This is a genomic window from Dokdonella fugitiva (assembly GCF_004342425.1).
Lineage (GTDB): Bacteria > Pseudomonadota > Gammaproteobacteria > Xanthomonadales > Rhodanobacteraceae > Dokdonella_A > Dokdonella_A fugitiva.
The window spans coordinates 75314-99273 of record NZ_SLWQ01000006.1 but is presented as its reverse complement, the minus strand read 5'-3'; the positions used below and the strand labels follow the sequence as shown (position 1 = coordinate 99273).

The following is a 23960-nucleotide window of genomic DNA, read 5'->3' as shown; positions in this document are numbered from 1 at the left end:
GGGTTGCCGCGTCGCGTCGATCTGCGCAAGATCGTCCGGCGTGCACGCGTCGCGAGGAGGCATCGATGAACTTCGAGGACATCGGCACGATCGCGCTCCGCCTCGGTCTCGCCGTCGTCGTCGGCGGCCTTGTCGGGCTCAACCGCGACCTGCATCGCAAGCCGGCCGGGGTGCGCACGCATGCGCTCGTGAGCCTCGGCACCGCACTCATGGTGATCGCGATCCTGCCGCCGGGCAGTTCGCTCGACCTGCGCGTCGATGCGCTCAGTCGCGTGATCCAGGGCGTGCTCACGGGGATCGGCTTTCTTGGTGCCGGGGTGATCCTGCACGACACCGGCAACGGTCGCGTGCGCGGGCTCACGACCGCGGCGACGATCTGGGTCACTGCGCTGATCGGCGTCGCCTGTGGCGCGGGCCAGTACGCCGCGATCGCGATCGCGTTCGTCTTCGGTGCACTCGCGGTGCTGTTCGGCGGCAGCATCGAGCGCGCCTTCCGCCGTCGTTTCCCGGATCGGGCCGGGAGCGATCCACCGCCGTCGTGAGCCGCGTCATGCACGCGGCATGGCGAGCCGCTAGGATGGCGTCCACACCGTTCCGAGTCGGAGGATACGATGCACTTCGTCCTTGGCCTGCCGCTGCTGCTTTCGCTCGTCGTTCCGTCCGCGCTCGCCCGCGAGCCGAAGGCATCCGAGCCGCCGCGCCCGGCCTCCGCCGAAGCCTCGACCGCGCGCGGCCTGCTGCGCATGCCCGCGCAGGCGCGCATCGGTGACACGCAGTTGCCCGATGCGAAGATCGAATTCAGTTGCACGACGGGCAAGGGCGGCGCGTTGCAGGTCGCGGTGATCCTGCCGACGCCGGAAGCGGTCGCCGGTTTTCCGCTCGAAGCGTTCGAGGGGCCCGACGGCATCGGCGAGACGAAGACGCTCGCGAAATGGTCGATGCTCGGACCGAACGCGATGGAGGTCGCCGGGCCGATCTCGGGCTGGCGCGGCGTCGACGGCGACGGCTTCCTGCTCGCGAGTTCGCGTCGGTCGAAGACCGAATCGGACCTCGCGCGCCTGTTGCGGCGCTGGGTCAACGACGGCGGCCAGCAGCTCTGGCTCACCGTCGACTCGCCCGCGGGCGGGGAGAAGCTCGAAGTGCGCGCGATGCCCGAAGGCTGGCGCACGCGCCTCGGCGTGGCGCTGTCGCAGTGCTTCGCGGTCGTGCACCACCGCTGACAGAGCGCGACGCCCCCGGAATTCATGCCGGCCGAGCTGCGCCGCGCGATGCAACGCGCGGCGCACGGTGGGCGCCGTCAGGCCGGGCGCGAGTTGCGCTGGCCGCCGCCGCGCTGCGGCTTGCGGTTGCGCGCGCCGGGATGGGCGCCGTTGCCGCTGTTGTTGCCGACGTGCGGGCGGCGCGCGTGGCGCTGCGGCGGACGCTGGTTCTGCTGCGGGCGCGAGCGCGCCGAATCGTCGACGCGCAGCGGCCGCGACGGCTCGAAGCCCGCGACCTCCTCGACCGCGATGTCCTGCTTGAGCAGGCGGCGGATGTCGCGCAGCAGGCCGTCCTCCTCGTGGGAGACGAGCGAGATGGCGAGGCCCTCGGCGCCGGCGCGACCGGTGCGGCCGATGCGGTGCACGTAGTCCTCGGCGACCATCGGCAGATCGTAGTTGATGACCATCGGCAACTGGTCGATGTCGAGGCCGCGCGCGGCGATGTCGGTCGCGACGAGCACGCCGACCTTGCCGCTCTTGAAGTCCTTGAGCGCGCGCGTGCGCTGGTTCTGGCTCTTGTTGCCGTGGATCGCCGCGGCGGCGAGGCCCGCCTGCTCGAGCGTGCGCGCGAGCTTGTCCGCGCCATGCTTGGTGCGGCCGAACACGAGCGTCTGGCGCGCGTCGTTGCGCAGGAGGTGCAGCAGCAGGTCGCGCTTGCGCGCCGCATCGACCGGATGCACGCGATGGGTGACGGTCGCGGCGACGCTGTTCGGCTTGGCGATCTGGATCTCCACCGGTTCACGCATGAACTCGCCGGCGAGCGCCTTGATTTCCGGCGCGAACGTCGCCGAGAACAGCCACGTGACGCGGTTCTGCTTCGGCAGGTGGCCGAGGATGCGCTTGATCGACGGCAGGAAGCCCATGTCGAGCATGCGGTCCGCCTCGTCGAGGATGAGCACCTCGATGTGCGACAGGTTCACGCTGCGCTGCTGGATGTGGTCGAGCAGGCGGCCCGGCGTGGCGACGAGGATCTCGACGCCGCGACGCAGCGCCTCGACCTGCGGCTGCATGCCTACGCCGCCGAAGATCGTCGTCGCGCGCACGCTCAGATGCTTGCCGTAGGCGCGCACGCTGTCGTGCACCTGCGCGGCGAGTTCGCGCGTCGGCGTCAGCACGAGCGCGCGCGGTGTCTTCGGCGTCGCCGGCTTGCGTTCGCCGGTGTAGAGCCGGTGCAGCAGCGGCAGCGAGAACGCGGCGGTCTTGCCGGTGCCGGTCTGCGCGCCGGCGAGCAGGTCGCGGCCTTCCAGCGCCGGCGGGATCGCCGCGGCCTGGATCGGGGTGGGATCGGCATAGCCTTGTTCGGCGAGCGCGCGCAGCAGCGCAGGCGCAAGCCCGAGGGTTTCGAACGACATGGTGGACTCCTGATGACGAGTCGGCACACGGATGTGCCGTGCCGGCGTTTCCGTCGATGACGGGCGGAAGGCAGGCAGCACCCAGCGTTCCCAAGAAACCGCGCTGGAGGTGCGAAGATGGTCGGATCGCGGCCGGGATGGCCGGTGATTCCGGAATGAGGCGACGAAGCCGATCGGTGCGGAGTGCCGATCGTGCCGGGAAGGCGACGATCGATGCGCTCCAGAGGGAAAACCGCGTAGCGGCGCAACAGACCGCGCGAACGATACACGAACTGCGGTGATTCCGCCATTCACGGCCTCGCGGCGATGCATGCGATTCAGTTTGGACGCGTTGACCATCCATCGCGCCGGGCCTAGGCTCGTTCGACGCATTCGCTGGTTGCACCCATCATGTCGCTGCCCTGGATCCACCTGCTGCTCGCCGGCCTCGCCGAGATCGCCTGGGCGGTCGGCCTCAAGTACACCGACGGCTTCTCGCGTCCGCTGCCGACGCTCGCGACGATCGCCGGCATGGCCGTGAGCTTCTGGCTGCTCGCGCTCGCGATGCGCGAGATTCCGCTCGGCACCGCATACGCGGTCTGGACCGGCATCGGTGCGGTCGGCACGGTCATCCTCGGCATGATCCTGTTCGGCGAATCGCGCGACCTCGCGCGGCTCGCCTGCATCGCGCTGATCGTCGCGGGCGTGATCGGACTCAAGTGGCTCGGCGGAGCAGGCCAGGCATGAGCAAGGCGCCGGATCGCGCGGCGGCAGGCGCCGAACTGCGCCGGGGCGTGCGCCTCGACGTCTGGCTGTGGGCGGCGCGCTTCTTCAAGACGCGCTCGCTCGCCAAGCAGGCGATCGAGGGCGGCAAGGTCGACCTCGGCGAAGGCAGCGCGCGGCCTGCACGCCTCGTGCACGTCGGCGATCGCCTGCGCATCGCACGCGGCGAGGAGCGTTACGAGATCGACGTGCTCGGGCTCAGCGAAACGCGTGGCCCGGCGAGCGTGGCGCAGCAGTTGTACGGCGAAACCGAAGCCGGCCGCGCCGCACGCCTCGCCGCCGCGGAGCAGCGGCGACTCACGGGAGCAGGTTACGCCAAGCCGCCGGGCAAGCCGGACAAGCGCGCGCGCCGGCTGATCCGCGCACTCGGCGACATCGATGCGATGTGAGCGGCCGGTCTCAGCTGCCGGCCGGCATCGCGGCGACGTCGCGCAGTACGCGTTCGAAGTCGTCGGCGAGCAGGCGCGTGGCATGCGCGCTCAGGTGGTCGCCATCGAAGAACAGCGGCTTGCCGTCGCGGATCGTCGAGCATGACGCGCCGGGGCAGAGCAGCGGGAGCGGATCCCACACCCTGAGCGAGGGCACGCGCCCGGCGATGCGCTGGAGGCTGTCGAGGACCGGCTGCCGATACTGCTCGAGGTCGTTGCGCGACATCTCGAGCCCGGGCGCGCAAACGGGATTGCCCGCATCGAACCAGTCCGCGCAGCGGAACGCCGGCGCGCGGAAGACCGGCTTGGGCGCGTCGATGATCATCCGCAGGCCGTGCCTGGCGAGCGGGGCGAGCTGCGCGACGAGCGCGTCCTCCGAGGCCGCGCGGCGCGCCGTCGCGGAAGGCCCGCGCATGCTCTCGCGTGCCTTTGCCTCGTCGAGCCGGGAATACTGGCTGCTCAGGCGCGCCAGGCGCAGTGCGGCAAGGAAGACGACGTCGCCGGGCCGTCCACGCGCGATCATGTCCTTGATCGCGGCATCCGCACGCTCGGGGCACGGGCCCTGCTCACGCTCGGGCTGCAGGCTCGCGAACGTGCAGCCCTCGTTGTTGTACATGACGAGCGTGGTGCCGGAGCGGAGCGCATGCTCGGTCAGCATGGTCAGGTAGGCGGCCGCGTGCGAATCGCCGAGCACGAAGATGTTCCGCGGCGGCGTCGCGGGCTGCGCGCATCCGGCAGGCGTGTAGATCCCGACCGAACCCGTGCCGGCGCGCGCGACCTCGATCTGCAGGTGGCACTGCGGCGCACCCGGCGACGCGAGTACCGCATGCGGATACCAGTCGTCGGCGTGACGCGTCACGGTGCTCAGCGACAGCGAGCCCGGTGCGCCGATGATGCGCATCGACAGCCAATACGCGCTGCCGATCGAAGCGAGACCCAACGCCACGACCGCGACGCGCGGCCAGGCGCGCAGGCGGGCCGAGTAACGCAACGGTTGCTCGAGCCAGCGGAACGACGCCATCGCGAGCATGAAGGTGAGCGCGGTCGCGGCGATCCGCGTCGCAATGGAATCCAGCCCGCAGGTCCAGCGGAACAGGACGAACACCGGCCAATGCCACAGGTACAGCGAATACGACAAGCGGCCGACGTAGGCGGCCGGGCCGCTGCCGAGGATAGTGCGCAGCACGCCGCCGCTGCGGCCGTGCAGGCAGGCGAGCAGGCCGAGCGTGCCGAGCACCGGCAGCAGCGCGCCCGGGAACGGGAAGTTGCCCGGGCGCGAGACGACGAGGCCGGTGCACACGACGGCCGCCGACAGCCATGCGCCCGCCGTCGCGAGCCACGGCGCACGATCACTGCCCGCCATGCGTCGTTCGCGCCAATCCAGCAGCTGGAACAGCAGCACGCCCGCCGCGAGCTCGAACAGGCGCGTCGTGATCAGGTAGAAGCTCGCCGTCGGGTCCGTGCGACCGAGCTGCCAACCGCGCGCGACCGACGCGCAGAATGCGATCGCGAACAGCACGACCGACACCACGCGCCCCCGGCGTCCGCGCGTCCAGGCGAAGAACAGCAGCGGGAAAAGCAGGTAGAACTGCTCTTCCACGCCGAGCGACCACGTGTGCATGTACGGGTTGTAGTCGATCGCCGGCGAGAAATAGTTCTCCCGGTGATTGGCGAGGTAGTAGTTGCTGAACCCGAACAGCGCGTACAGTCCGGTGGTTTCATTCGCATGGCTCAGCCAGGCACTGGGCACGAGCAGTTTCGAGGCGAGCGCGGTGAGCAGCAGGCAGGCCAGCAGCGCGGGCACGATGCGTTGCATGCGCCGCGCGTAGAACCATGGAAGGAAGGCAATGATCCCGCCCTTGTTCCAGGCGCCGACGGAAGCGCTCACGACGTAGCCCGAAATCGCGAAGAAGATGTCGACGCCACCGAATCCGCCGGGGAGCCAGCGTTCGTCGAGGTGATAGGCGATGACGGCGAGCACGGCGAGCGCGCGCAGGCCATCGATGTGCGCGACATGGCGCGTCGGCGTCACGCGGTCCGCGGCCGGGCCCGCCGCGCGCGAGGCCTCCGCGGCGCCACCGGCCGGCGGGTGCGCCGGGGCGCGGTCGGCGATCGTATTCATGTGAGCTTCTTGAGCCGGTAGAGCGCGTCGAGCGCTTCGCGCGGCGACATCGCATCGGGATCGAGCGCGCGCAGGGCTTCCTCCGCGGGCGAGGGTAGCGGCGGCGCGAACAGGCCGAGCTGTGGTTGTGCCTGCGCGGCCGCGGCCGTCGCGGCGCGTGCGCCGCCTTCGAGCGTGCGCAGCGTCGCGCGCGCGTCGGCGATCACCGCCTTGGGCAGTCCGGCGAGCGCGGCGACCTGCAGGCCGAAGCTGCGGTTGGCCGGTCCCTCCTTCACCGCATGCATGAACACGAGCTGCTCGCCGCGCTCCTTGTCGTGGAACTCGACCGCGTCGAGGTGCACGTTCGCGATGCCTTCGACCTCGCCCGCGAGCGCGGTGAGTTCGAAATAGTGCGTCGCGAACAACGCGTAGGCGCGATTGACGGTCGCGAGGTGCAATGCGCATGCGCGGGCGAGCGCGAGGCCGTCGTAGGTCGAGGTCCCGCGGCCGATCTCGTCCATGAGCACGAGGCTGTTCGCGGTCGCGTTGTGCAGGATGTTGGCGGTCTCGCTCATCTCGACCATGAAGGTCGACTGGCCGCGCGCGAGGTCGTCGCCGGCACCGATGCGCGTGAAGATGCGATCGACCGGCCCGATCGTCGCGCTGTCGGCGGGCACGTGGCTGCCGATGTGCGCGAGCAGCACGATCAGTGCCGCCTGGCGCATGTAGGTCGACTTGCCGCCCATGTTCGGGCCGGTGACGACGAGCATGCGGCGCCCGTCGTGCAGGTCGAGGTCGTTCGGCTCGAAGGGGTCGCTGCGCACCTGCTCGACGACCGGATGGCGGCCGCGCACGACGTGGATGCCGCCGCTGTCGGCGAGCGTCGGCCGGTTCCAGCGCAGGGAGTCGGCGCGCTCGGCGAGGTTGGCGAGCACGTCGAGCTCGGCGATCGCCGCGGCGGCCGCCTGCAAGGGCGCGAGCCGTTGCAGAAGCACGTCGAGGATGCCCTCGTAGAGCGCGCGCTCGCGCATCAGCGAGCGTTCGCGCGCCGAGAGCACCTTGTCCTCGAATGCCTTGAGTTCTTCGGTCACGTAGCGCTCGGCACCCTTGATCGTCTGCCGGCGCGTGTAATGCACCGGCGCCTTGTCGGCCTGCGCCTTGCTGATCTCGATGTAATAGCCGTGCACGCGGTTGTAACCGACCTTGAGCGTCGGGATGCCGCTCGCGGCCCGCTCGCGCTCCTCGAGGTCGACGAGGAACTGGTCGGCGTTGGTCGCGAGCGCGCGCAGTTCGTCGAGTTCGGCATCGAAACCGTCGCGCACGACGCCACCGTCGCGCGCGAGCACGGGCGGCACGTCGACGATCGCCGCGGCGAGATAGGCGGCGGTGTCGGCATGTTCGCCGAGGCGATCGACGAGTTCGCCGAGCAAGGGGCTCAGGCGCGACGCGCCGTCGTCCTCGAGCGCGGCGCGCGTCGCGACGATCGCCTCGGCGAGTTTCGGCGCGAGCGCGAGGCCGTCGCGCAGTGTCGAGAGGTCGCGCGGCCGCGCCGAACGCAGGGCGACGCGCGCGAGGATGCGCTCGAGGTCGCCGATGCCGCGCAGCACTTCGCGCAGGTCCTCATGGCGCCGCGCATCGACGAGGCTGTCGACCGCCTGCTGGCGCCGGCGCAGCACGGCGCGGTCGCGCAGCGGGCGATGCAGCCAGCGGCGCAACAGGCGTGCACCCATCGGCGTGATCGTGCGGTCGAGCACGCCGAGCAGGGTGTGCTCGCGGTTGCCGCTCGCGTGCGTGTCGAGCTCGAGGTTGCGGCGCGTCGCCGCGTCCATCGCGAGCGTTTCGTCGGCGGTCTCGACCGCGAGCCCGGCGAGATGCGGCAGCGCCGCCTTCTGCGTTTCCTGCACGTAGCCGAGCAGCGCGCCCGCGGCCGCCACCGCGAGCGGCAAGCCGTCGCAGCCGAAGCCGGACAGGTCGCGCGTGCCGAAGAAGCGCGAGAGTTCGCGCTGCGCAGTGGCGGTGTCGAAATGCCACGGCGCGCGCCGGCGCAGGCCGGGCAGGGCGGTGACGAACGCGGGCCAGGCGACGTCCTCGCCGACCAGCGTTTCCGCGGGCGTCAGGCGGGCGAGCTCGGCCGCGAGCGCTTCCGCGTCCGCCGCCTCGCCGAGCAGGAAGCGCCCCGCGGAGAGATCGACCCAGGCGAGCCCGTAGTTCGACTTTCCGGCGGCGATCGCCAGCAGCAGGTTGTCGCGGCGCTCCTCGAGCAGCGCCGCATCGGTGACCGTGCCCGGCGTGACGACGCGCACGACCTTGCGCTCGACCAGGCCCTTGCTCGCCGCCGGGTCGCCGAGCTGCTCGCAGATCGCGACCGACTCGCCGAGCTTGACGAGCCTGGCGAGGTAACCCTCGACCGCGTGATACGGCACGCCCGCCATCGGGATCGGCGCCCCCGCCGACGCGCCGCGCTGCGTCAGCGTGATGTCGAGCAGCCGCGCGGCCTTGCGCGCGTCTTCGTAGAACAGCTCGTAGAAGTCGCCCATGCGGAAGAACACGAGCGTGTCGGGGTACTCCGCCTTGGCGGCGAAGTACTGGCGCATGAGCGGTGTGTGTTGCGTAACGTCGACGGCAGACATCCGGTCCGGCCTGGGCGGGCTGACCGGATAGTCTAGCGTGCGCGGGCGCGACTACGCGGATTCGTCGAAGCCGTCGTCGTAGATCGCGTCGGGCGGCACCCAGATCGGCGCGCCGATCGTGTCGAGGCCGGTGTGCGGGCCGGCGATCACCTGCAGCGGCGCAGCGTCGCCGTCGCCGTCGAGCTCGAACACGAGCAGCTTGTTGTTGGCCGCCACGGTGTCGGCGGCGACGCTCGCGACGAGGCGGCGCCGCAGCGGGTCGATCGCGAGGCCGAGGAGATGCGAGCCGGACGGGAGTTCCAGCCCGGTCGCCGCGCCGCCGATCACGCGCAATGGTGCGACGTTGCCGTCGGCATGGTCGTCGAATGCGAGGATGCGCGCGGACACCGAGTTGTCGGGGTTGCGCGTGTTCGCGGCGACGTGAAGCACGTGGGCCTGCGCGTCCCAGGCGATGCCGCTGGCCCAGCCGCCCAAAGCCGTGAGATCGCCCTTGATCACGCGCTTGGGCGCTGTGTTTCCCGCATCGGTGCGATTGAACACGAGCACCTTCGGTGCGTATGGCGCGCCGTTGTCGTAGTCGGTGAGCGCGACTTCGTCGCTCGCGGCGAGGTAGGCGAGCGACGCCGGATAGTTGAGCTGCGTCACGCTCGACGGCAAACCGCCCCAGTCGAGCATGTGCAGCCGCGGCGCCTGGCCGCTCGCATCGAGCGCGAAGCCGACGAGGCAGCAGCCACTCGCGGTCGTCAGGAGTTCACCGTGCGCCGGGTCGAGCGCGACCGTTCGCGGCTGGCCGAGGATCGGTGCGTCGAGCACGCGCAGCGGGGCGACGTCGCCGGTTGCATAGGCGGGGAAAACGCGGATCGCCTGGCCCCAGAAGTCGGCGACGTACACACTGCCCTCGCTCGCCAGGTAGCTGCCGCCGGTCGCCGACACGATCGTCGACAGCGGGCCGCCGAGCGTGCGCAGCGGTACGGCGTCGCCGTCGGCGTCGTCGGCGAACGCGCGCAACGGTTGCGGCGTGCTGCTGTCGCCGTAGCTGCCGATGAGGATGTCGGCCTGCGCGGGCAGGGTGAACGTGGCGAGCAACGCGACGGCGAGCCGGCGGATCATGGTGGCGTACCTCCTGTTTCCTGCCACTACGCGGTTCGGCGGCGAATCCCCGAACCGGCGCGTGCGGCGGGCGGAATCAGGCGGGCACGAGATCGAACGCGATCGTCAGGCGCGTGCCATTGCCATGGAAGGGGCGCGTGCCATGCCACAGCCACGATGGGAACAGCACGAGCAGGCCAGGCTCCGGCTTGAGCACGTAGTCGGCAGGCAGCGGCGTCGGTGTCGGCACGCCGCATTCGCCGAAAGCGAGCCAGCCGGCACCGTCGCGCTCGCCCATGCCGGGCGGCAGCTCGATGTAGCACGCCGACGACAGCCAGCCGCGGCCATGGAAGTGGCTCACGTGGTGGCCGCGGCTGCGCAGGCGCACCGACCACATGTCGGCGACGCGGCAGGCGCCGGTATTGCGCCGGCGCAGTGGGTCGGCGCCGTAGCCGATGCCTTCGAGGTAGCGGCGCACGGGGCCTTCGAGCGCGCGCGCGAACGCGCGGATCGCCGGCTCCGTCGCGCGTGCGGGTTCGATCGATACCTGCGTGCCGTGGCGCAAGGTCTGGCGTACCGGATGTGCGCGCAGCACATGGCGCCGGTGCAGCGCGGCGGCGAGATCGTGAAGGTATGCACCCAGGTCGGCCCAGCCTGGCGGCGTGTCGAGCATCGATGCGCGCACGAGCGCGTAGTCGCATGACGTGCGGTAGCGCTCGTCGCCGAGCAGGCGCCAGGCGCTCATGCGCAGCGCGAGCGCGTGGCCGTCGCACGGATCGCGCCGCAGCAGTTCGCCGGTGACATCGACCACGTCGCGCGCGCGGCCGAGGGCGAGCAGGGTGTCGGCCTGGGCCGCGACGACGTCGGTACGGTCGGGCGCGCTGCGTTGCGCGCGTTCGACGTGCGCGAGCGCGCGCTGCGCGTCGAAGCCGATCGCGAGTTGCGCCGCCGCGAGGTGCAGGTCCGGCTGGTCCGGCGCGAGCGCGAGGCCGGCGGCGAGCGCGGAATAGCCGCGTTCGTGCTCGCCCGCGCTCTCGAGCAGGCGCGCCTTGGCGATGCGCAGCATCGCATGCCCCGGTGCCACTCGCAGCGCCGCGTCGATCTCCGCCGCGGCGGCCGCGGCGTCGCCGCTGCGCATCCAGACGAGTTCGGCGAGGTTCGTGTGCGCCGGCACGTGGGTCGGACAGAGGCGAAGCACGTGGCGGAACTGCGCCTCGGCTTCGTCGATGTCGCCGCCGTCGAACAAGGCGCGCGCGAGCACGAAGCGGGCGCCCGGATTGTCGGTGCCCTTGGCGATCGCGCTGCGTGCGGCGAGCGCGGCCGCTTCGTGCTGGCCGTGCTGGCCGAGCGCGACCGCGAGCCCGAGTTGGGCCGTGCCACTGCGCGGGCACGCCGCGACCGCCTCGTGGAATGCCGGCACCGCCGCTTCGATGCGGCCTGCCGCGAGCAAGGCCTGCGCGCGCAGCAGCAGCAGATCGCCTGAAACGCGGAACGTCGCGCGGACGAACCGATCCAGCAGCGTGGCGGCTTCAGCGGCGCGCTCGCCGGCGAGCAGCATGCGACCGAGCAGGGCGGCCGCCGCCGCGTCGCGGGGCTGGCGCGCGAGTACCTCGCGCAGCAACCGCTCGGCTTCGCCACCGTGTCCATCGCGCTGGAGGCGGGCGGCGCGTTCGACGTCGTGCCTGGCGTCGTCGCGATGGGCGCCGAAAGCGAGCTGTGCGTTCAGCACGAAACGACGGCGCTTGGCATGGAATCGGGCCGCCTGCGGGCGGCGCAAGAGAAGGTGGCCGGCATATCCCCTGTTCGTATCGATGCGCGCGCGGCACGCGCCTCCGCAGTATTACGTACGAGGCTCGACGTCGACTTGCATCGCCAGATCGATCGCGTTGCGGAAATTGCGCAAAACGCTCGACGACTCAGGGGCGCGGGGCGCGCGGTCTCGGTTCGAGCGGAGGCTCAGGGTCGTTGCGCATCAGCAACGAAACACATATTCTTGTGTTCGTCGAAGGCGCCCAGCACAACATCTGGGTCGCCGGCGTTATGCCGGCGAGGGAATCCGGTGCGAATCCGGAACTGCCCCGCAGCGGTGAACGGGAACGAACGACGTCAACAGCGCCGGGCCAGGAGGCCCGGGAAGCGGCGTCCAGTAGGAGAGGGGATACCCCTCGCGCCCGCGAGTCCGAACACCCGCCCCGACCGCCCTGCCGCAAGGCGTGGGCGCAGGCTCGAAGGCCCTCGCGGGAGGGGCCGGCCGGAAGTCGGTGCGTCCGCCCGGGCCGCCGCTCTTTCGTCGGCATCCATCCGCGGGTCTTCTTTCGCTCGCGGGAGCGAAGGCCGGCGGAGTGCGGACGGTCGTCTCGTTCCGTGCAACGCCGTGCCGTTCTCCTCGCGGGTTCCACCGCTCGCGAAGGAGAACCGCCATGTCCATCCCCGAAGTCGACGAAGCCGTCGCCTCGACCGTCGCTGCATCCCCTGCGCAGCCGGGTTTCCGTCTCACGGCGCCGCACGGGGGGCCGGTGTCGATGTCCGTGACCAAGCGCTCGGGTGCGAAGGAGCCGGTCGATCTCAACAAGATCGTGCGCGCGGTCACGCGCTGTTGCGATGGCCTCGCCGATGTCGATCCGATGCGTGTCGCGCTGAAGACGATCGCCGGCCTTTACGACGGCGCGTCGACGCGCGAACTCGACGAGCTGTCGATCCGCACCGCGGCGTCGTTCATCGCCGAGGAGCCGGAATACTCCAGGGTCGCGGCGCGACTGCTCGCCGGCTACATCGACAAGGAGGTGCAAGGCCTCGGCGTGCATTCGTTCTCGCAGTCGATCCGGCTCGGCCACGACGCCGGCCTCATCAACGAGCGCGTGCTCGCGTTCGTCGAGGCGAACGCGCGCAAGCTCAACGATGCGATCGACCCGGCGCACACGCGCCGCTTCGAGTACTTCGGCCTGCGCACGCTGTACGACCGCTACCTGCTCAAGCACCCGACCTCGCGCCAGGTGATCGAGACGCCTCAGCAGTTCTGGCTGCGCGTCGCCTGCGCGCTCAGCGAGCAGGTGGGTGATGCGATCGAGTTGTATGGCCTGTTCGCGCGCCTCGACTACGTGCCGAGTTCGCCGACGCTGTTCAACTCCGGCACGCGCCACGAGCAGCTGTCGAGCTGCTTCCTGCTCGACTCGCCCGCCGATTCGCTCGAGGCGATCTACGACAAGTACCGCGATGTCGCGCTGCTGTCGAAGTTCTCGGGCGGCATCGGCCTCGCCTGGCACCGCGTGCGTTCGGAGGGCTCGCTCATCCGCTCGACCAATGGCCTCAGCAACGGCATCGTGCCATGGCTGAAGACGCTCGATTCGTCCGTCGCCGCGGTGAACCAGGGCGGCAAGCGCAAGGGCGCCGCCTGCGTCTACCTCGAGCCCTGGCACGCCGACATCGAGGCGTTCCTCGAACTGCGCGACAACACCGGCGACGAGGCGCGCCGCACGCACCACCTCAACCTCGCCAACTGGATCCCGGACCTGTTCATGCGCCGCGTCGACGCCGACGGCCAGTGGTCGCTGTTCGACCCCAAGGACGTGCCGGAGCTGCCCGACCTCTGGGGCGAAGCGTTCGAACAGGCCTACGCGCAGGCGGAGGCGCAGGGGCTCGCGCGCAGGACGGTCAAGGCGCGCGACCTCTACGCACGCATGATGCGCACGCTCGCACAGACCGGCAACGGCTGGATGACCTTCAAGGATGCGTGCAACCGCGCCGGCAACCAGACCGCACGCGCGGGCAACACCGTGCACCTGTCGAACCTGTGCACCGAGATCATCGAGGTCACGGGTGGCGGCGAAACCGCGGTGTGCAACCTCGGCTCGATCAATCTCGCGCAGCATCACGACGGCGTCGCGTTCGACTTCGACAAGCTCGCGCACACGGTGCAGGTGGCGGTGCGCCAGCTCGACCGGGTGATCGACCTCAACTTCTATCCGATCGACGGCGCGCGCGCGTCGAACCTGCGCTGGCGGCCGGTCGGGCTCGGCCTGATGGGCCTGCAGGACGTGTTCTTCGCGCTGCGCCTGCCGTTCGACGGCGACGCCGCGCGCGAGCTGTCGGCGCGCGTGTCGGAGGAGATCTACTACTGGGCGCTGCGCACCTCGCTCGAGCTCGCGCGCGAGAAGGGCGCGCATCCCGCGTTCGCCGAGACGCGCGCTGCCCGCGGCGAGTTGCAGTTCGACGCGTGGAACGTAGCGCCGCGCGATGCTGCGCGCTGGGACGCGCTACGCGGGGAGATCCGCGCGCACGGCCTGCGCAATTCGCTGCTCGTGGCGATCGCACCGACCGCGACGATCGCCTCGATCGCGGGCTGCTACGAGTGCATCGAGCCGCAAGTGTCGAACCTGTTCAAGCGCGAGACCCTGTCTGGCGACTTCCTGCAGGTCAACCGTTACCTCGTCGACGAGCTCAAGCGCCTGGGTCTGTGGACCGCGCAGATCCGCGACGCGATCAAGCTCGCGGAAGGGTCGGTGCAGGCGATCACGGCATTGCCGGAGGAACTGCGCACGATCTACCGCACCGTGTGGGAGATGCCGATGCGTGCGCTGATCGACATGGCGGCCGATCGCGGCGCGTTCATCGACCAGAGCCAGTCGCTCAACCTGTTCATCGAGAACCCGAACATCGGCCAGCTCTCGAGCATGTACATGTACGCGTGGAAGCGCGGGCTGAAGACGACCTACTACCTGCGCTCGCGCCCGGCGACGCGCATCGCCAAGGCGACGATCGGCGCGGCACCGGCGAAGGCCTACAGCGACGCCGAAGCCGTGGTCTGCTCGCTCGAGAACCCCGAACTGTGCGAGGCCTGCCAATGAGCGCCACCAGTCGCCTTCTCGATCCCGGCTTCGACCTCACGCTGCGGCCGATGGGCTATCCGCAGTTCTACGAGATGTATCGCGCCGCGATCAAGAACACCTGGACGGTCGAGGAAATCGACTTCCAGATCGACCTCGGCCATCTCGCGCAGCGCATGACGCCGGCCGATCGGCACCTGGTCGAACGCCTCGTCGCGTTCTTCGCGACCGGCGATTCGATCGTCGCGAACAACCTCGTGCTCAACCTCTACCGGCACATCAATGCGCCCGAGGCGCGCATGTACCTGTCGCGCCAGTTGTACGAGGAGGCACTGCATGTGCAGTTCTACCTGACCCTGCTCGACAATTACATCCCGCAGTCGGACCGGCGCGCGCAAGCCTTCGCGGCGGTCGAGAACATCCCGTCGATCCGCCGCAAGGCGGCGTTCTGCCAGCGCTGGATCGATTCGATCCACGCGCTCGAGCGGATCGCGTCGGACGAGGACCGGCGCTCGTTCCTGCTCAACCTCGCCTGTTTCGCGACCTGCATCGAGGGACTCTTCTTCTTCGGCGCGTTCGCCTACGTCTACTTCCTGCGTTCGCGCGGCCTGCTGCCGGGCCTCGCGGCGGGCACGGCGTGGGTGTTTCGCGACGAATCGGCGCACATGGGTTTCGCGTTCGAGGTGCTGCGCACGGTCGAGCGCGAGCAGCCGCAGCTGTTCGACGATCGCTGGGCCGCGCAGGTGACCGAGATGATCGGCGAGGCGGTCGAGTGCGAGACGCAATTCGCCGAGGACGTGCTCGGCGGCGGCGTGGTCGGCATGACCTTGAAGGAGATGCGCCAGTACCTCGAGTACGTCGCCGACCAGCGCCTCGCGATGCTGCGCCTGCCGCCGCGCTACGGCGCGCGCAATCCGTTCCCGTTCATGGAGCTGCAGGACGTGCAGGAACTCACCAACTTCTTCGAACGCCGCGTGTCCGCCTACCAGGTCGCGGTGCAGGGTGAGGTGGGATTCGACCATGCGTTCTGAAGCGGCCGGGACCGAGGCGCGCGTCGTCGAGATCGTGTTCCCGCACCACTGCAACCATCTCGGTACCTTGTTCGGCGGGCAGGCCCTCGCCTGGATGGACAAGGCCGCGTTCCTCGCCGCGAGCCGCTTCTGCGGGCGCACGGTGGTCACCGCGCGATCGGACCGCATCGACTTCCGGCGCGCGGTGCGGCTCGGCGAAATCGTCGAGCTCGTCGCGACCGTCGTCGGCGTCGGCCGCAGTTCGATGACCGTGCGCGTGGGCCTGTCGAGCGAGGCGACGCCGGGCGCGCCGTCGGCGCTGGCGACGAGCGGGGAGTTCGTCATGGTCGCGGTCGACCAGGACGGGCGCGCCGTCGCGGTGGATCGTGCGATCGGAGCGTAACGTCGCCTTCGCGCGGCGTTGCGCGTCGCTGTGGCATCATGCGGCGTTCGGCCACGGGAACCCATCATGAACACGGACATTCCGACCGACGTCGAGCTGCATGCGCTCGCGCAATCCGTGGCTGAATGCCTCATCGCCCGAGCGCAGACGGTGGTCGCGGCGGAGTCGTGCACGGGCGGCTGGATCGCCAAGGTGCTGACCGACATTCCGGGCAGCTCGAGCTGGTTCGAGTGCGGCGTCGTCGCCTACAGCTACGAGGCGAAGGAGTCGCTGCTCGGTGTGCAGCCGCAGACGCTCGAGCGGCATGGCGCGGTGAGCCAGGAAACCGCGGTCGAGATGGTCTCGGGCGCGCTCGCGCGCTACGGCGCGAGCGTCGCGGTGGCGGTCACCGGCGTCGCCGGGCCGGGTGGCGGCACCAAGGACAAGCCGGTCGGAACGGTCTGGATCGGCTGGAAGCGGCGCGGTGGCTACGCGCGTGCCGAGCTGTTCCACTTCGACGGCGATCGCGAGGCGGTGCGGCGGCAGACGGTCGGCGCGGCGCTCGACGGCGTTCGGCGGATTCTTACGAGCTGAAGCGCGCGCCGCGCGTAGCGGACGCGCGTGGCTGTGGGATAATCGCGTGACGAGGCGTCTTACACGCTGAGACGCCGCGGCGGCACCTTCGCCGCACCCACACGATATCGAGGAATCCGCGATGGACGACAACAAGCGCAAGGCGCTCGCCTCCGCACTCAGCCAGATCGAGAAGCAGTTCGGCAAGGGCGCCGTGATGCGCATGGGCGACAAGGCCGACGAAGCGATCGACGTCGTTTCGACGGGCTCGCTGGGCCTCGACATCGCGCTCGGCATCGGTGGCCTGCCGCGCGGGCGCATCGTCGAGATCTATGGCCCCGAATCGTCCGGCAAGACCACCTTGACCCTGCAGGTCATCGCGAACTGCCAGCGCAACGGCGGCACTGCCGCGTTCGTCGACGCCGAGCACGCGCTCGACCCAAGCTATGCGGAAAAGCTTGGCGTCAACGTCGACGACCTGCTCGTGTCCCAGCCCGACACCGGCGAGCAGGCGCTCGAGATCGCCGACATGCTGGTGCGTTCCAATGCCGTCGACGTCGTCGTCATCGACTCGGTCGCGGCGCTCACGCCGAAGGCGGAAATCGAAGGCGAGATGGGCGATTCGCACGTCGGCCTGCAGGCGCGCCTGATGAGCCAGGCGCTGCGCAAGCTTACCGCGAACATCAAGAAATCAGGGACTTTGGTCATCTTCATCAACCAGATCCGCATGAAGATCGGCGTCATGTTCGGCAACCCCGAGACGACCACGGGCGGCAACGCGCTGAAGTTCTACGCGTCGGTGCGTCTCGACATCCGCCGTATCGGCAGCGTCAAGCGCGGCGAGGAAGTGATCGGTTCGGAAACACGCGTCAAGGTCGTCAAGAACAAGGTCGCGCCGCCGTTCCGCCAGGCCGAGTTCGAAATCCTCTACGGCGAGGGCTCTTCGCGCGAAGGCGAGCTGATCGAGCTCGGCGTCGCCAACAACATCGTCGACAAGTCCGGCGCCTGGTACAGCTACAACGGTGATCGCATCGGCCAGGGCAAGGACAACACGCGCCAGTACCTCAAGGAGCACCCGGAAATCGCCGCTGCGATCGATGCGCAGCTGCGCGCCAGCTTGCTCGCCAAGGGTGCGAATTCGCCGATGGTGGAGATGGAAGAGGCCTGAGCGCCGCTGAACGACGCGGCGGCCTCAGGTGAGGCGCCTGCGCAATGTCGACAGGGCATTGCGCAGCCGCGCGGGCAGCAGTGCGCCGCGTGAGGCGGTGCGTTCCGGGCGGAGGCGTGCGGCGTAAGGCCACAGGTACGCGGGATGGTTGGCGAGGAACCTCGCCTCTTCGCTCTCGCGCAGCATGCGCTCGACACCCTCGCGCGTGCGCCGTCCGGTGGCGAGTGCATCGACGGACGAGGCGAGTCCCGAAGGGTCCGCGGGCCGGCCGAGCACCGAGAAGTACAGCGAATGGACGAATTCGCGGTCGTCGTCCAGGCGCTCGGCCTTGCGTGACTTCACGTCGAACAACCACCCGTGCAGGATCGACGCCTCGCATACGCGCAGTCCGGCACGGCGCAGGGACGCATCGAGCGTTGCCGCGGTGAACCCGGCGAGATGGTAATCACCGTTGTAGGCCTGCCGTAGACGAGATGGATGATCCCATCGGCTTCGACGCCTCGCGGCGATCGGGCCGGCTGAGCAGGTCGAACATGCCGGTAAGGGTGGGCACGCGCACGTGCAGGATGCCGCCCGGCGCGAGCAAGCGCGCCCATTCCTGCAGGGCCGGCACGGTTTTGGCGCGTTCGAAGTGCTCGAGCACGTCCTGTGCGAGGACTTCGTCGAACGCGCCCGAGGGAAGCATCGGCATCGAGACGACGTCGGCGACCAGATCGGGCCCGTGTACCGCGTGCAGATCGACGTTGAGATAGCCTTCACGGCGGTCGTAGCCGCAGCCGACGTTGATCTTGCGCGGCAGCGGGTCGGGAAGTTTCGCGTCGTTCGCGGTCGCCAGCATGCGTTGCGATATCCGTCGGAAGCCGTCGTAGGATACGCGTTCGATCCGCGGGCCGTCAGCCGAGGTGCGCCATGAAGCAGAAGGACCGGCGAACCGGCGACGGGGCAACGCGTTCGGGCTACGACCGTGCCCTGGGGCTGCTCGCGCGACGCGAGCATTCCGCGCGGGAACTGAAGACGAAGCTCGCCCGGCGCGGACATGCCGACGGCGAGGCCGGCGATGCGATCGAGCGTCTGCAACAGCAGGGTTACCAGGACGATGCGCGCTTCGCCGCGAGCATCGCGCGCCAGCGCAGCGCGCAAGGCTATGGCCCGCGCCGGATCCGGGCCGAGCTCAAGTCGCACGGTCTTGCCGAACCGGCGATTCGCGAGGTGTTCATCGCCCTGGACGCCGACTGGGAGGCGATCGCCGCGGCGCAACTGCGGCGCCGCTACGGTACGAAGGCGCCGTCCGATCGCGCGGAACGCGCGGTCCGCGCCGGTTTTCTCTTGCGCCGCGGCTTCGATCCGGCGACAGTACGCGCCGTCACGCAGGCCGAAGTGGACGATCCGGGCGAAGAGTTGGATTGATGGCTCGAAATCCGGACCGCATCTTCGGCGTGTCCGCCTTTCGCATCCGCCCCGATCCGTCCCGATGAAAACCTCCGAAATCCGCTCCGCGTTCCTGGAGTTCTTCCGCTCCAAGGATCATACGATCGTGCCGTCGAGCTCGCTCGTACCGTCGAACGATCCGACCTTGCTGTTCACCAACTCCGGCATGGTGCAGTTCAAGAACGTGTTTCTCGGCAGCGAGAAGCTCGGTTACGTGCGGGCGGCCGACGTGCAGCGTTGCCTGCGCGCGGGCGGCAAGCACAACGACCTCGACTCGGTCGGCTATACGGCCCGCCACCACACGTTCTTCGAGATGCTCGGCAATTGGTCGTTCGGCGACTACTTCAAGCGCGAGGCGATCGCTTGGGCGTGGGAATTCCTCACCGGCGTGCTGGGGCTCGAGAAGGAGCGCCTCTGGGTCACCGTCTACCACACGGACGACGAGGCCCACGCGATCTGGAAGGACGAGATCGGCGTCCCGCCGGAGCGCATCGTGCGCATCGGCGACAACAAGGGCGCACCGTACGCTTCCGACAACTTCTGGCAGATGGCCGACACCGGGCCGTGCGGGCCGTGCACCGAGATCTTCTACGACCATGGCCCCGGCATCCCCGGCGGCCCGCCGGGATCGCCGGACGAAGACGGCGATCGCTACATCGAAATCTGGAACCTCGTCTTCATGCAGTTCGACCGTGCCGCCGATGGCACGCTGTCGAAGCTGCCGGCGCCGTGCGTCGATACCGGCATGGGCCTCGAGCGCCTCGCCGCCGTGCTGCAGCACGTGCATTCGAACTACGAGATCGACCTGTTCCAGCGCCTGATCGGCGAGGCCGCGCGCCTGACCGGCACGCGCGACCTCGAGAACAAGTCGCTGCGCGTGATCGCCGACCACATCCGCGCGTGCGCGTTCCTCATCGTCGACGGCGTGCTGCCCTCGAACGAGGGCCGCGGCTACGTGCTGCGCCGGATCATCCGGCGCGCATTGCGCCATGGCTACATGCTCGGCCAGAAGCAGCCGTTCTTCCACGCGATGGTGCCGGCGCTGATCGAGGTCATGGGCGACGCCTATCCGGAACTGCCGGCCAAGCGCGAGCTCGTCGAGCGCGCGCTCAAGGCCGAAGAGGAGCGTTTCGGCGAGACCCTCGAGCAGGGCATGAAGGTGTTCGAGGATGTCGCGCGCAAGTCCGGCAATACCATTCCCGGCGCCGACGCATTCCGCTTGTACGATACCTACGGCTTCCCGGTCGACCTCACCGCGGACATCGCGCGCGAGCGCGGCCTGTCGGTCGACATGGCGGGCTTCGAGGCGGCGATGGAGCAGCAGCGCGAACGCGCGCGCTCGGCGAGCCAGTTCGACAGCAAGGCGACCTTGCCCGCGGATGTCGCGAGCGCGCTCGCGCCGACCGTCTTCCTCGGCTACGAAGCGCTTTCGGCGAGCGGCGCGACCGTCGTCGCGATCGTACGGGACGGCCGCGCGGTCGATGCGCTCGGCGACGGCGAGGAGGCGGTGGTGCTGCTCGACCGCACGCCGTTCTACGCCGAGTCGGGTGGCCAGGTCGGCGACACCGGCGTGTTGCGCGGAGAAGGTGGTCGCTTCGATGTCGCCGACACCATCAAGCTCGGCGGCGTGTTCCACGCCCATCTCGGGCGCTGGCACGGCGCGCCGCTGCACAAGGGCGCCATGCTCGATGCCGATGTCGATGCGCAACGCCGTCAGTCGACCGTGCTCAACCATTCGGCCACGCACCTGCTGCATGCCGCATTGCGCCGTGAGCTGGGAACCCACGTGCAGCAGAAGGGCTCGCTGGTCGCGCCCGACCGCCTGCGCTTCGACTTCGCGCATTTCCAGCCGATCAGCGCCGCGGAACTGCGCCGCATCGAGGATCTCGTCAACGCCGAGATCCGCCGCAACGCCCCCGCCGAGGTGCGCGAGATGGCGTACCAGGACGCGCTCGACTTCGGCGCGATCGCGCTGTTCGGCGAGAAGTACGGCGACGAGGTGCGCGTGCTGAAAATGGGCGATTTCTCCACCGAGCTCTGCGGTGGCACTCACGTCGGGCGCACCGGCGACATCGGCCTGTTCAAGATCGTCGGCGAAAGCGGCGTGGCTGCAGGCGTGCGCCGCATCGAGGCGGTGACCGGCGCGGCGGCGATCGCCTTCGTCGCCGAGGAGGAACGGCGCCTCGACGAGATCGGCGACCTCTTGTCGGCGAACGGCCCCGAGATCGTCGACAAGCTGCGCCAGGTGTTCGAACGGCAGAAGAAGCTCGAGCGCGAGCTGGAGTCGTACAAGGCGAAGGCGGCGAGTTCCGCGACGCAGGACCTCGCGGCATCGGCGCGCAAGGTCGGCGGCGTGAACGTCGTGGCCGCGCGGGTCGACGGCCTCGACGCGAAGGCACTGCGCGACGGCGTCGATACGCTCAAGCAGAAGCTCGCCGACTGCATCGTGCTGCTCGCCTCGGCCAGCGACGGCAAGGTCGCGCTCGTCGGCGGGGTGCACGGCGCCGCGCTCGGCAAGGTCAAGGCCGGTGAAGTCGTCGCGCACGTCGCGGCGCAGATCGGCGGCAAGGGCGGTGGGCGCCCGGACATGGCGCAGGGCGGAGGCATCGATTCACCCGCGCTGGATGCTGCGCTTGCAGCGCTCCCCGCGTGGCTCGAGCAGCATATGTAAACGTAAAGAAAACGTGTCGGCGCAAAGGCTTTCGTTCATTGCGCGTGCCGGATGCCTTGGTTAGTATCGGGCCGCTTCGATATCGGTGCCGGCGCCGGGTGGCGCAGCGAGAACGTCGAATCGAGGTACATAAAACAGGGGAAGGGTAGCGAGGGAGGCTGCCACTTGGTCCCCGGGACCACATGCGCAGGGTGAACGCAGTCGCACATGCGGATCCAAAAGGACCGATAAACGAGTAAGGAGAGCCACATGCTTATTTTGACTCGCCGGGTCGGCGAGACGCTGATGATCGGAGACGAGGTGACCGTCACCGTACTCGGCGTCAAGGGCAACCAGGTCCGCATCGGTATCAACGCACCGAAGGACGTGGCCGTGCATCGCGAAGAGATCTACCAGCGCATCAAGCGCGAACTCACGCCGGGCGAGGAATCCGCCGAAGGTTCCGGCGGCCATCACGCGAACTGAGCTTCACCGCACCGTCTTTACCCGCACCGCCGTAGCCGCTATCCTGCGCGGCCGGACGCGAACAGCCGAAGCTGGCGCGGACCGCACGATCCCGGAGAGATGCCCGAGAGGCCGAAGGGGCTCCCCTGCTAAGGGAGTATAGGGTCAAAAGCTCTATCGAGGGTTCGAATCCCTCTCTCTCCGCCAGTAACGCAAAACGCCCCTTCGGGGGCGTTTTGCGTTACTGGGGGTGCGTGCAGGGTGGAGAACCGGCGCCCTTCGCAGAAGGCACCGGTTCGACCGATTCGCCGGGAGCGAATCGGAACAGCCGCGAAGCGGCTGGCCCATACCGTGCAGCGCCGAGGGGTGAGGCTCAGGATGAGCCGAGCAATCGTGGACGTCCCGGTTCCGTTATACGAGCCCACCTGTGGGCGACGGGATCGCGGCGAGGTTGGATGCCGCGGTCGCGCACGGGTGCGCTCCCACAGGGTATGTCCCGGCCTCGGCCGACGCGCCGGCGCGAACGTTTTTCGGGGTGCCTCGTCGATGGTTCGGTTCCGTTGCAGGAGCCCACCCGGTGGGCGACCGCGCGTTCCGTTGCGCAGGGAATGAACAGCTTCTGCGCAAACTCTCGCCAATCGCAACGAATGTTGCAGAAAAAGGTTGACGCCCGGCGTCGCGATCAGAATAATCGCGCGCCTTCCGACGCTGTTTCGAAAACGGTTCGCCGAGGTGTTATGCTAGGCGACCGTCGTTCGGCGACGGGGAACAGGTTGCAACGCGCCCGTAGCTCAGCTGGATAGAGCACCAGGCTACGAACTTGGTGGTCGGGAGTTCGAATCTCTCCGGGCGCGCCACTTGTACGCGAAGGGTGCTTCGGCACCCTTTTTGTTTCTGCAGGAATCCGGGGGCCGCGTCGCGCAGGACGGCGTCGAGGTTTCCGATTTGACGCGAAGGACGCTGCTTCGTACCATCGTCGATCGTTTTTTCGCGGCCGGCACGGCGCGGGAACGGACTGAACGGGGTATAGCGCAGTCTGGTAGCGCGCCTGCTTTGGGAGCAGGATGTCGGGGGTTCGAATCCCTCTACCCCGACCATCCGCTCGCGGAGCAGGCGGGATCGGCGCAGCGTCTGGCGCCGGGACTTGCGACAATGCGGCTGTCGATGCGCCCGTAGCTCAACCGGATAGAGCATCGGCCTTCTAAGCCGACGGTTGCAGGTTCGAGTCCTGTCGGGCGTGCCACCCGCCGTGCGGTACGACGGTGGGATGGAAAGCCTGCAACGAGGTGTTGCGCGGCGGTGACCAGCCGGTGTGCACAGCTTCAGTGGTGGGCGTAGCTCAGTTGGTTAGAGTACCGGATTGTGATTCCGGTTGTCGTGGGTTCGAGTCCCATCGTCCACCCCAACTTTCGTTACAATCTAGAAGTCATGCGGGCCGTTAGCTCAGTTGGTAGAGCAGGAGACTCTTAATCTCTTGGTCCTAGGTTCGAGTCCTAGACGGCCCACCAATTTTCCCCTGGCGCGAGCGCGCCGGCTCCCCGGAAGAGCCTTCGCGCGGGCGGCAGGCCGGTCCGGGCGAAAGTGGCGAAACTGGTAGACGCACCAGATTTAGGTTCTGGCGGGGCAACCCGTGAGAGTTCGAGTCTCTCCTTTCGCACCACTTCCCTCCGCAACGAGCCTGTCGCAACGACCGCCTGGGGTGACCCGGATCGCGGCGTTTCATGACGTCCGTGGCCCGGCGGGGAAACGCAACGACGGCACAGGACGTGCCGACGCATCGGGCGCGCGGCGCGTGATGCGAAAAACGTGGCGCGGCGGGGCCGCGACCGTTTTTCAGCAG

General features: G+C 69.1%; 19 protein-coding genes, 7 tRNA genes and 1 riboswitch. Of the genes, 19 read left to right on the top strand and 7 right to left on the bottom strand.

Annotated features, from left to right (window positions below):
* The first annotated feature begins 65 nt into the window (after positions 1-65).
* Both EV148_RS11800 and EV148_RS11795 read left to right on the top strand, forming a co-directional pair.
* Positions 66-542, top strand: a complete 477-nt coding sequence (locus EV148_RS11800; RefSeq protein ID WP_131998421.1) for an MgtC/SapB family protein — start codon at positions 66-68, stop codon at positions 540-542.
* A gap of 69 nt (positions 543-611) precedes the next feature.
* Complete coding sequence (locus tag EV148_RS11795; protein WP_131998418.1) at positions 612-1220, top strand: hypothetical protein; 609 nt, start codon at positions 612-614, stop codon at positions 1218-1220.
* A gap of 77 nt (positions 1221-1297) precedes the next feature.
* Here the strand turns inward: EV148_RS11795 and EV148_RS11790 are convergent, their stop codons facing one another.
* Positions 1298-2611 carry a DEAD/DEAH box helicase gene (locus tag EV148_RS11790; protein ID WP_131998415.1) on the bottom strand — a complete coding sequence of 438 codons (1314 nt, stop codon included), beginning with the start codon at positions 2609-2611 and terminating at the stop codon, positions 1298-1300.
* A 396-nt stretch (positions 2612-3007) separates the two neighbouring features.
* Here EV148_RS11790 and sugE point away from each other — a divergent pair, with 396 nt between their 5' ends.
* Together sugE and EV148_RS11780 are read left to right on the top strand one after the other, a co-directional pair.
* The gene (gene sugE, locus EV148_RS11785; protein ID WP_131998755.1) at positions 3008-3337 is read left to right on the top strand and encodes a quaternary ammonium compound efflux SMR transporter SugE; all 330 of its coding nucleotides are present in this window, start codon (positions 3008-3010) and stop codon (positions 3335-3337) included.
* Positions 3334-3762 (top strand): RNA-binding S4 domain-containing protein, encoded by a 429-nt coding sequence (locus EV148_RS11780; RefSeq protein WP_131998412.1) that lies wholly within the window; start codon positions 3334-3336, stop codon positions 3760-3762. The genes sugE and EV148_RS11780 overlap by 4 nt, the downstream gene beginning before the upstream one ends.
* A 10-nt stretch (positions 3763-3772) precedes the next feature.
* Here EV148_RS11780 and EV148_RS11775 read toward each other — a convergent pair whose 3' ends face one another.
* From EV148_RS11775 to EV148_RS11760, 4 genes are all read right to left on the bottom strand, one after another.
* Positions 3773-5923, bottom strand: coding sequence for an acyltransferase family protein (locus EV148_RS11775; RefSeq protein ID WP_131998409.1), 2151 nt, complete (start codon positions 5921-5923; stop codon positions 3773-3775).
* Positions 5920-8532, bottom strand: a complete 2613-nt coding sequence (gene mutS / locus EV148_RS11770; RefSeq protein WP_131998406.1) for a DNA mismatch repair protein MutS — start codon at positions 8530-8532, stop codon at positions 5920-5922. Before mutS ends, EV148_RS11775 begins: the two co-directional genes overlap by 4 nt.
* Before the next feature lie 51 nt (positions 8533-8583).
* Positions 8584-9642: an NHL repeat-containing protein gene (locus tag EV148_RS11765; RefSeq protein WP_131998403.1), complete on the bottom strand. Its 1059-nt coding sequence runs from the start codon at positions 9640-9642 to the stop codon at positions 8584-8586.
* 76 nt (positions 9643-9718) lie between these two features.
* Positions 9719-11350: a putative 2OG-Fe(II) oxygenase gene (locus EV148_RS11760; RefSeq protein ID WP_131998400.1), complete on the bottom strand. Its 1632-nt coding sequence runs from the start codon at positions 11348-11350 to the stop codon at positions 9719-9721.
* 294 nt (positions 11351-11644) lie between these two features.
* Positions 11645-11817: riboswitch (cobalamin riboswitch) on the top strand.
* 326 nt (positions 11818-12143) lie between these two features.
* On the opposite strand from EV148_RS11760, the gene EV148_RS11755 reads away from it, so the two are divergent.
* From EV148_RS11755 to recA, 5 genes are all read left to right on the top strand, one after another.
* Entirely contained in the window at positions 12144-14465 is a 2322-nt protein-coding gene (locus EV148_RS11755) for a ribonucleoside-diphosphate reductase subunit alpha (RefSeq protein ID WP_241988080.1), read from the top strand.
* Positions 14462-15475, top strand: coding sequence for a ribonucleotide-diphosphate reductase subunit beta (locus EV148_RS11750; RefSeq protein WP_131998394.1), 1014 nt, complete (start codon positions 14462-14464; stop codon positions 15473-15475). The genes EV148_RS11755 and EV148_RS11750 overlap by 4 nt, the downstream gene beginning before the upstream one ends.
* Entirely contained in the window at positions 15465-15857 is a 393-nt protein-coding gene (locus tag EV148_RS11745; RefSeq protein ID WP_131998391.1) for an acyl-CoA thioesterase, read from the top strand. The genes EV148_RS11750 and EV148_RS11745 overlap by 11 nt, the downstream gene beginning before the upstream one ends.
* 66 nt (positions 15858-15923) lie before the next feature.
* Positions 15924-16430, top strand: a complete 507-nt coding sequence (locus tag EV148_RS11740) for a CinA family protein (RefSeq protein WP_131998388.1) — start codon at positions 15924-15926, stop codon at positions 16428-16430.
* A 121-nt stretch (positions 16431-16551) separates the two neighbouring features.
* The gene (gene recA / locus EV148_RS11735; RefSeq protein ID WP_131998385.1) at positions 16552-17577 is read left to right on the top strand and encodes a recombinase RecA; all 1026 of its coding nucleotides are present in this window, start codon (positions 16552-16554) and stop codon (positions 17575-17577) included.
* 24 nt (positions 17578-17601) lie between these two features.
* On the opposite strand, the gene EV148_RS11730 is transcribed toward recA, so the two are convergent.
* The gene (locus tag EV148_RS11730) at positions 17602-17919 is read right to left on the bottom strand and encodes a DUF4214 domain-containing protein (RefSeq protein ID WP_158287444.1); all 318 of its coding nucleotides are present in this window, start codon (positions 17917-17919) and stop codon (positions 17602-17604) included.
* A 103-nt stretch (positions 17920-18022) separates the two neighbouring features.
* Positions 18023-18415, bottom strand: a complete 393-nt coding sequence (locus tag EV148_RS11725) for a class I SAM-dependent methyltransferase (RefSeq protein WP_131998382.1) — start codon at positions 18413-18415, stop codon at positions 18023-18025.
* A gap of 71 nt (positions 18416-18486) precedes the next feature.
* Between EV148_RS11725 and EV148_RS11720 the strand changes: the two genes are divergently transcribed.
* The 10 genes from EV148_RS11720 to EV148_RS11675 all read left to right on the top strand — a co-directional run bounded on the left by EV148_RS11720 (position 18487) and on the right by EV148_RS11675 (position 23780).
* On the top strand, positions 18487-18984 hold the full coding sequence (locus EV148_RS11720) for a regulatory protein RecX (protein WP_131998379.1): 498 nt from the start codon (positions 18487-18489) through the stop codon (positions 18982-18984).
* A gap of 64 nt (positions 18985-19048) precedes the next feature.
* Positions 19049-21676: an alanine--tRNA ligase gene (gene alaS, locus EV148_RS11715; protein ID WP_131998376.1), complete on the top strand. Its 2628-nt coding sequence runs from the start codon at positions 19049-19051 to the stop codon at positions 21674-21676.
* Between the two features lie 249 nt (positions 21677-21925).
* Positions 21926-22141, top strand: a complete 216-nt coding sequence (gene csrA, locus EV148_RS11710; protein ID WP_131998373.1) for a carbon storage regulator CsrA — start codon at positions 21926-21928, stop codon at positions 22139-22141.
* 93 nt (positions 22142-22234) lie between these two features.
* A tRNA-Ser gene (locus EV148_RS11705) sits at positions 22235-22327 on the top strand.
* Positions 22328-22900: 573 nt separating this feature from the next.
* Positions 22901-22977: transfer RNA gene (locus EV148_RS11700), tRNA-Arg, on the top strand.
* Between the two features lie 163 nt (positions 22978-23140).
* A tRNA-Pro gene (locus tag EV148_RS11695) sits at positions 23141-23217 on the top strand.
* 69 nt (positions 23218-23286) lie between these two features.
* Positions 23287-23363 (top strand) — tRNA-Arg (locus EV148_RS11690).
* A gap of 85 nt (positions 23364-23448) precedes the next feature.
* Positions 23449-23525 (top strand) — tRNA-His (locus EV148_RS11685).
* 27 nt (positions 23526-23552) lie between these two features.
* A tRNA-Lys gene (locus EV148_RS11680) sits at positions 23553-23628 on the top strand.
* 67 nt (positions 23629-23695) lie between these two features.
* Positions 23696-23780, top strand: a tRNA-Leu gene (locus EV148_RS11675).
* Positions 23781-23960: the final 180 nt, after the last annotated feature.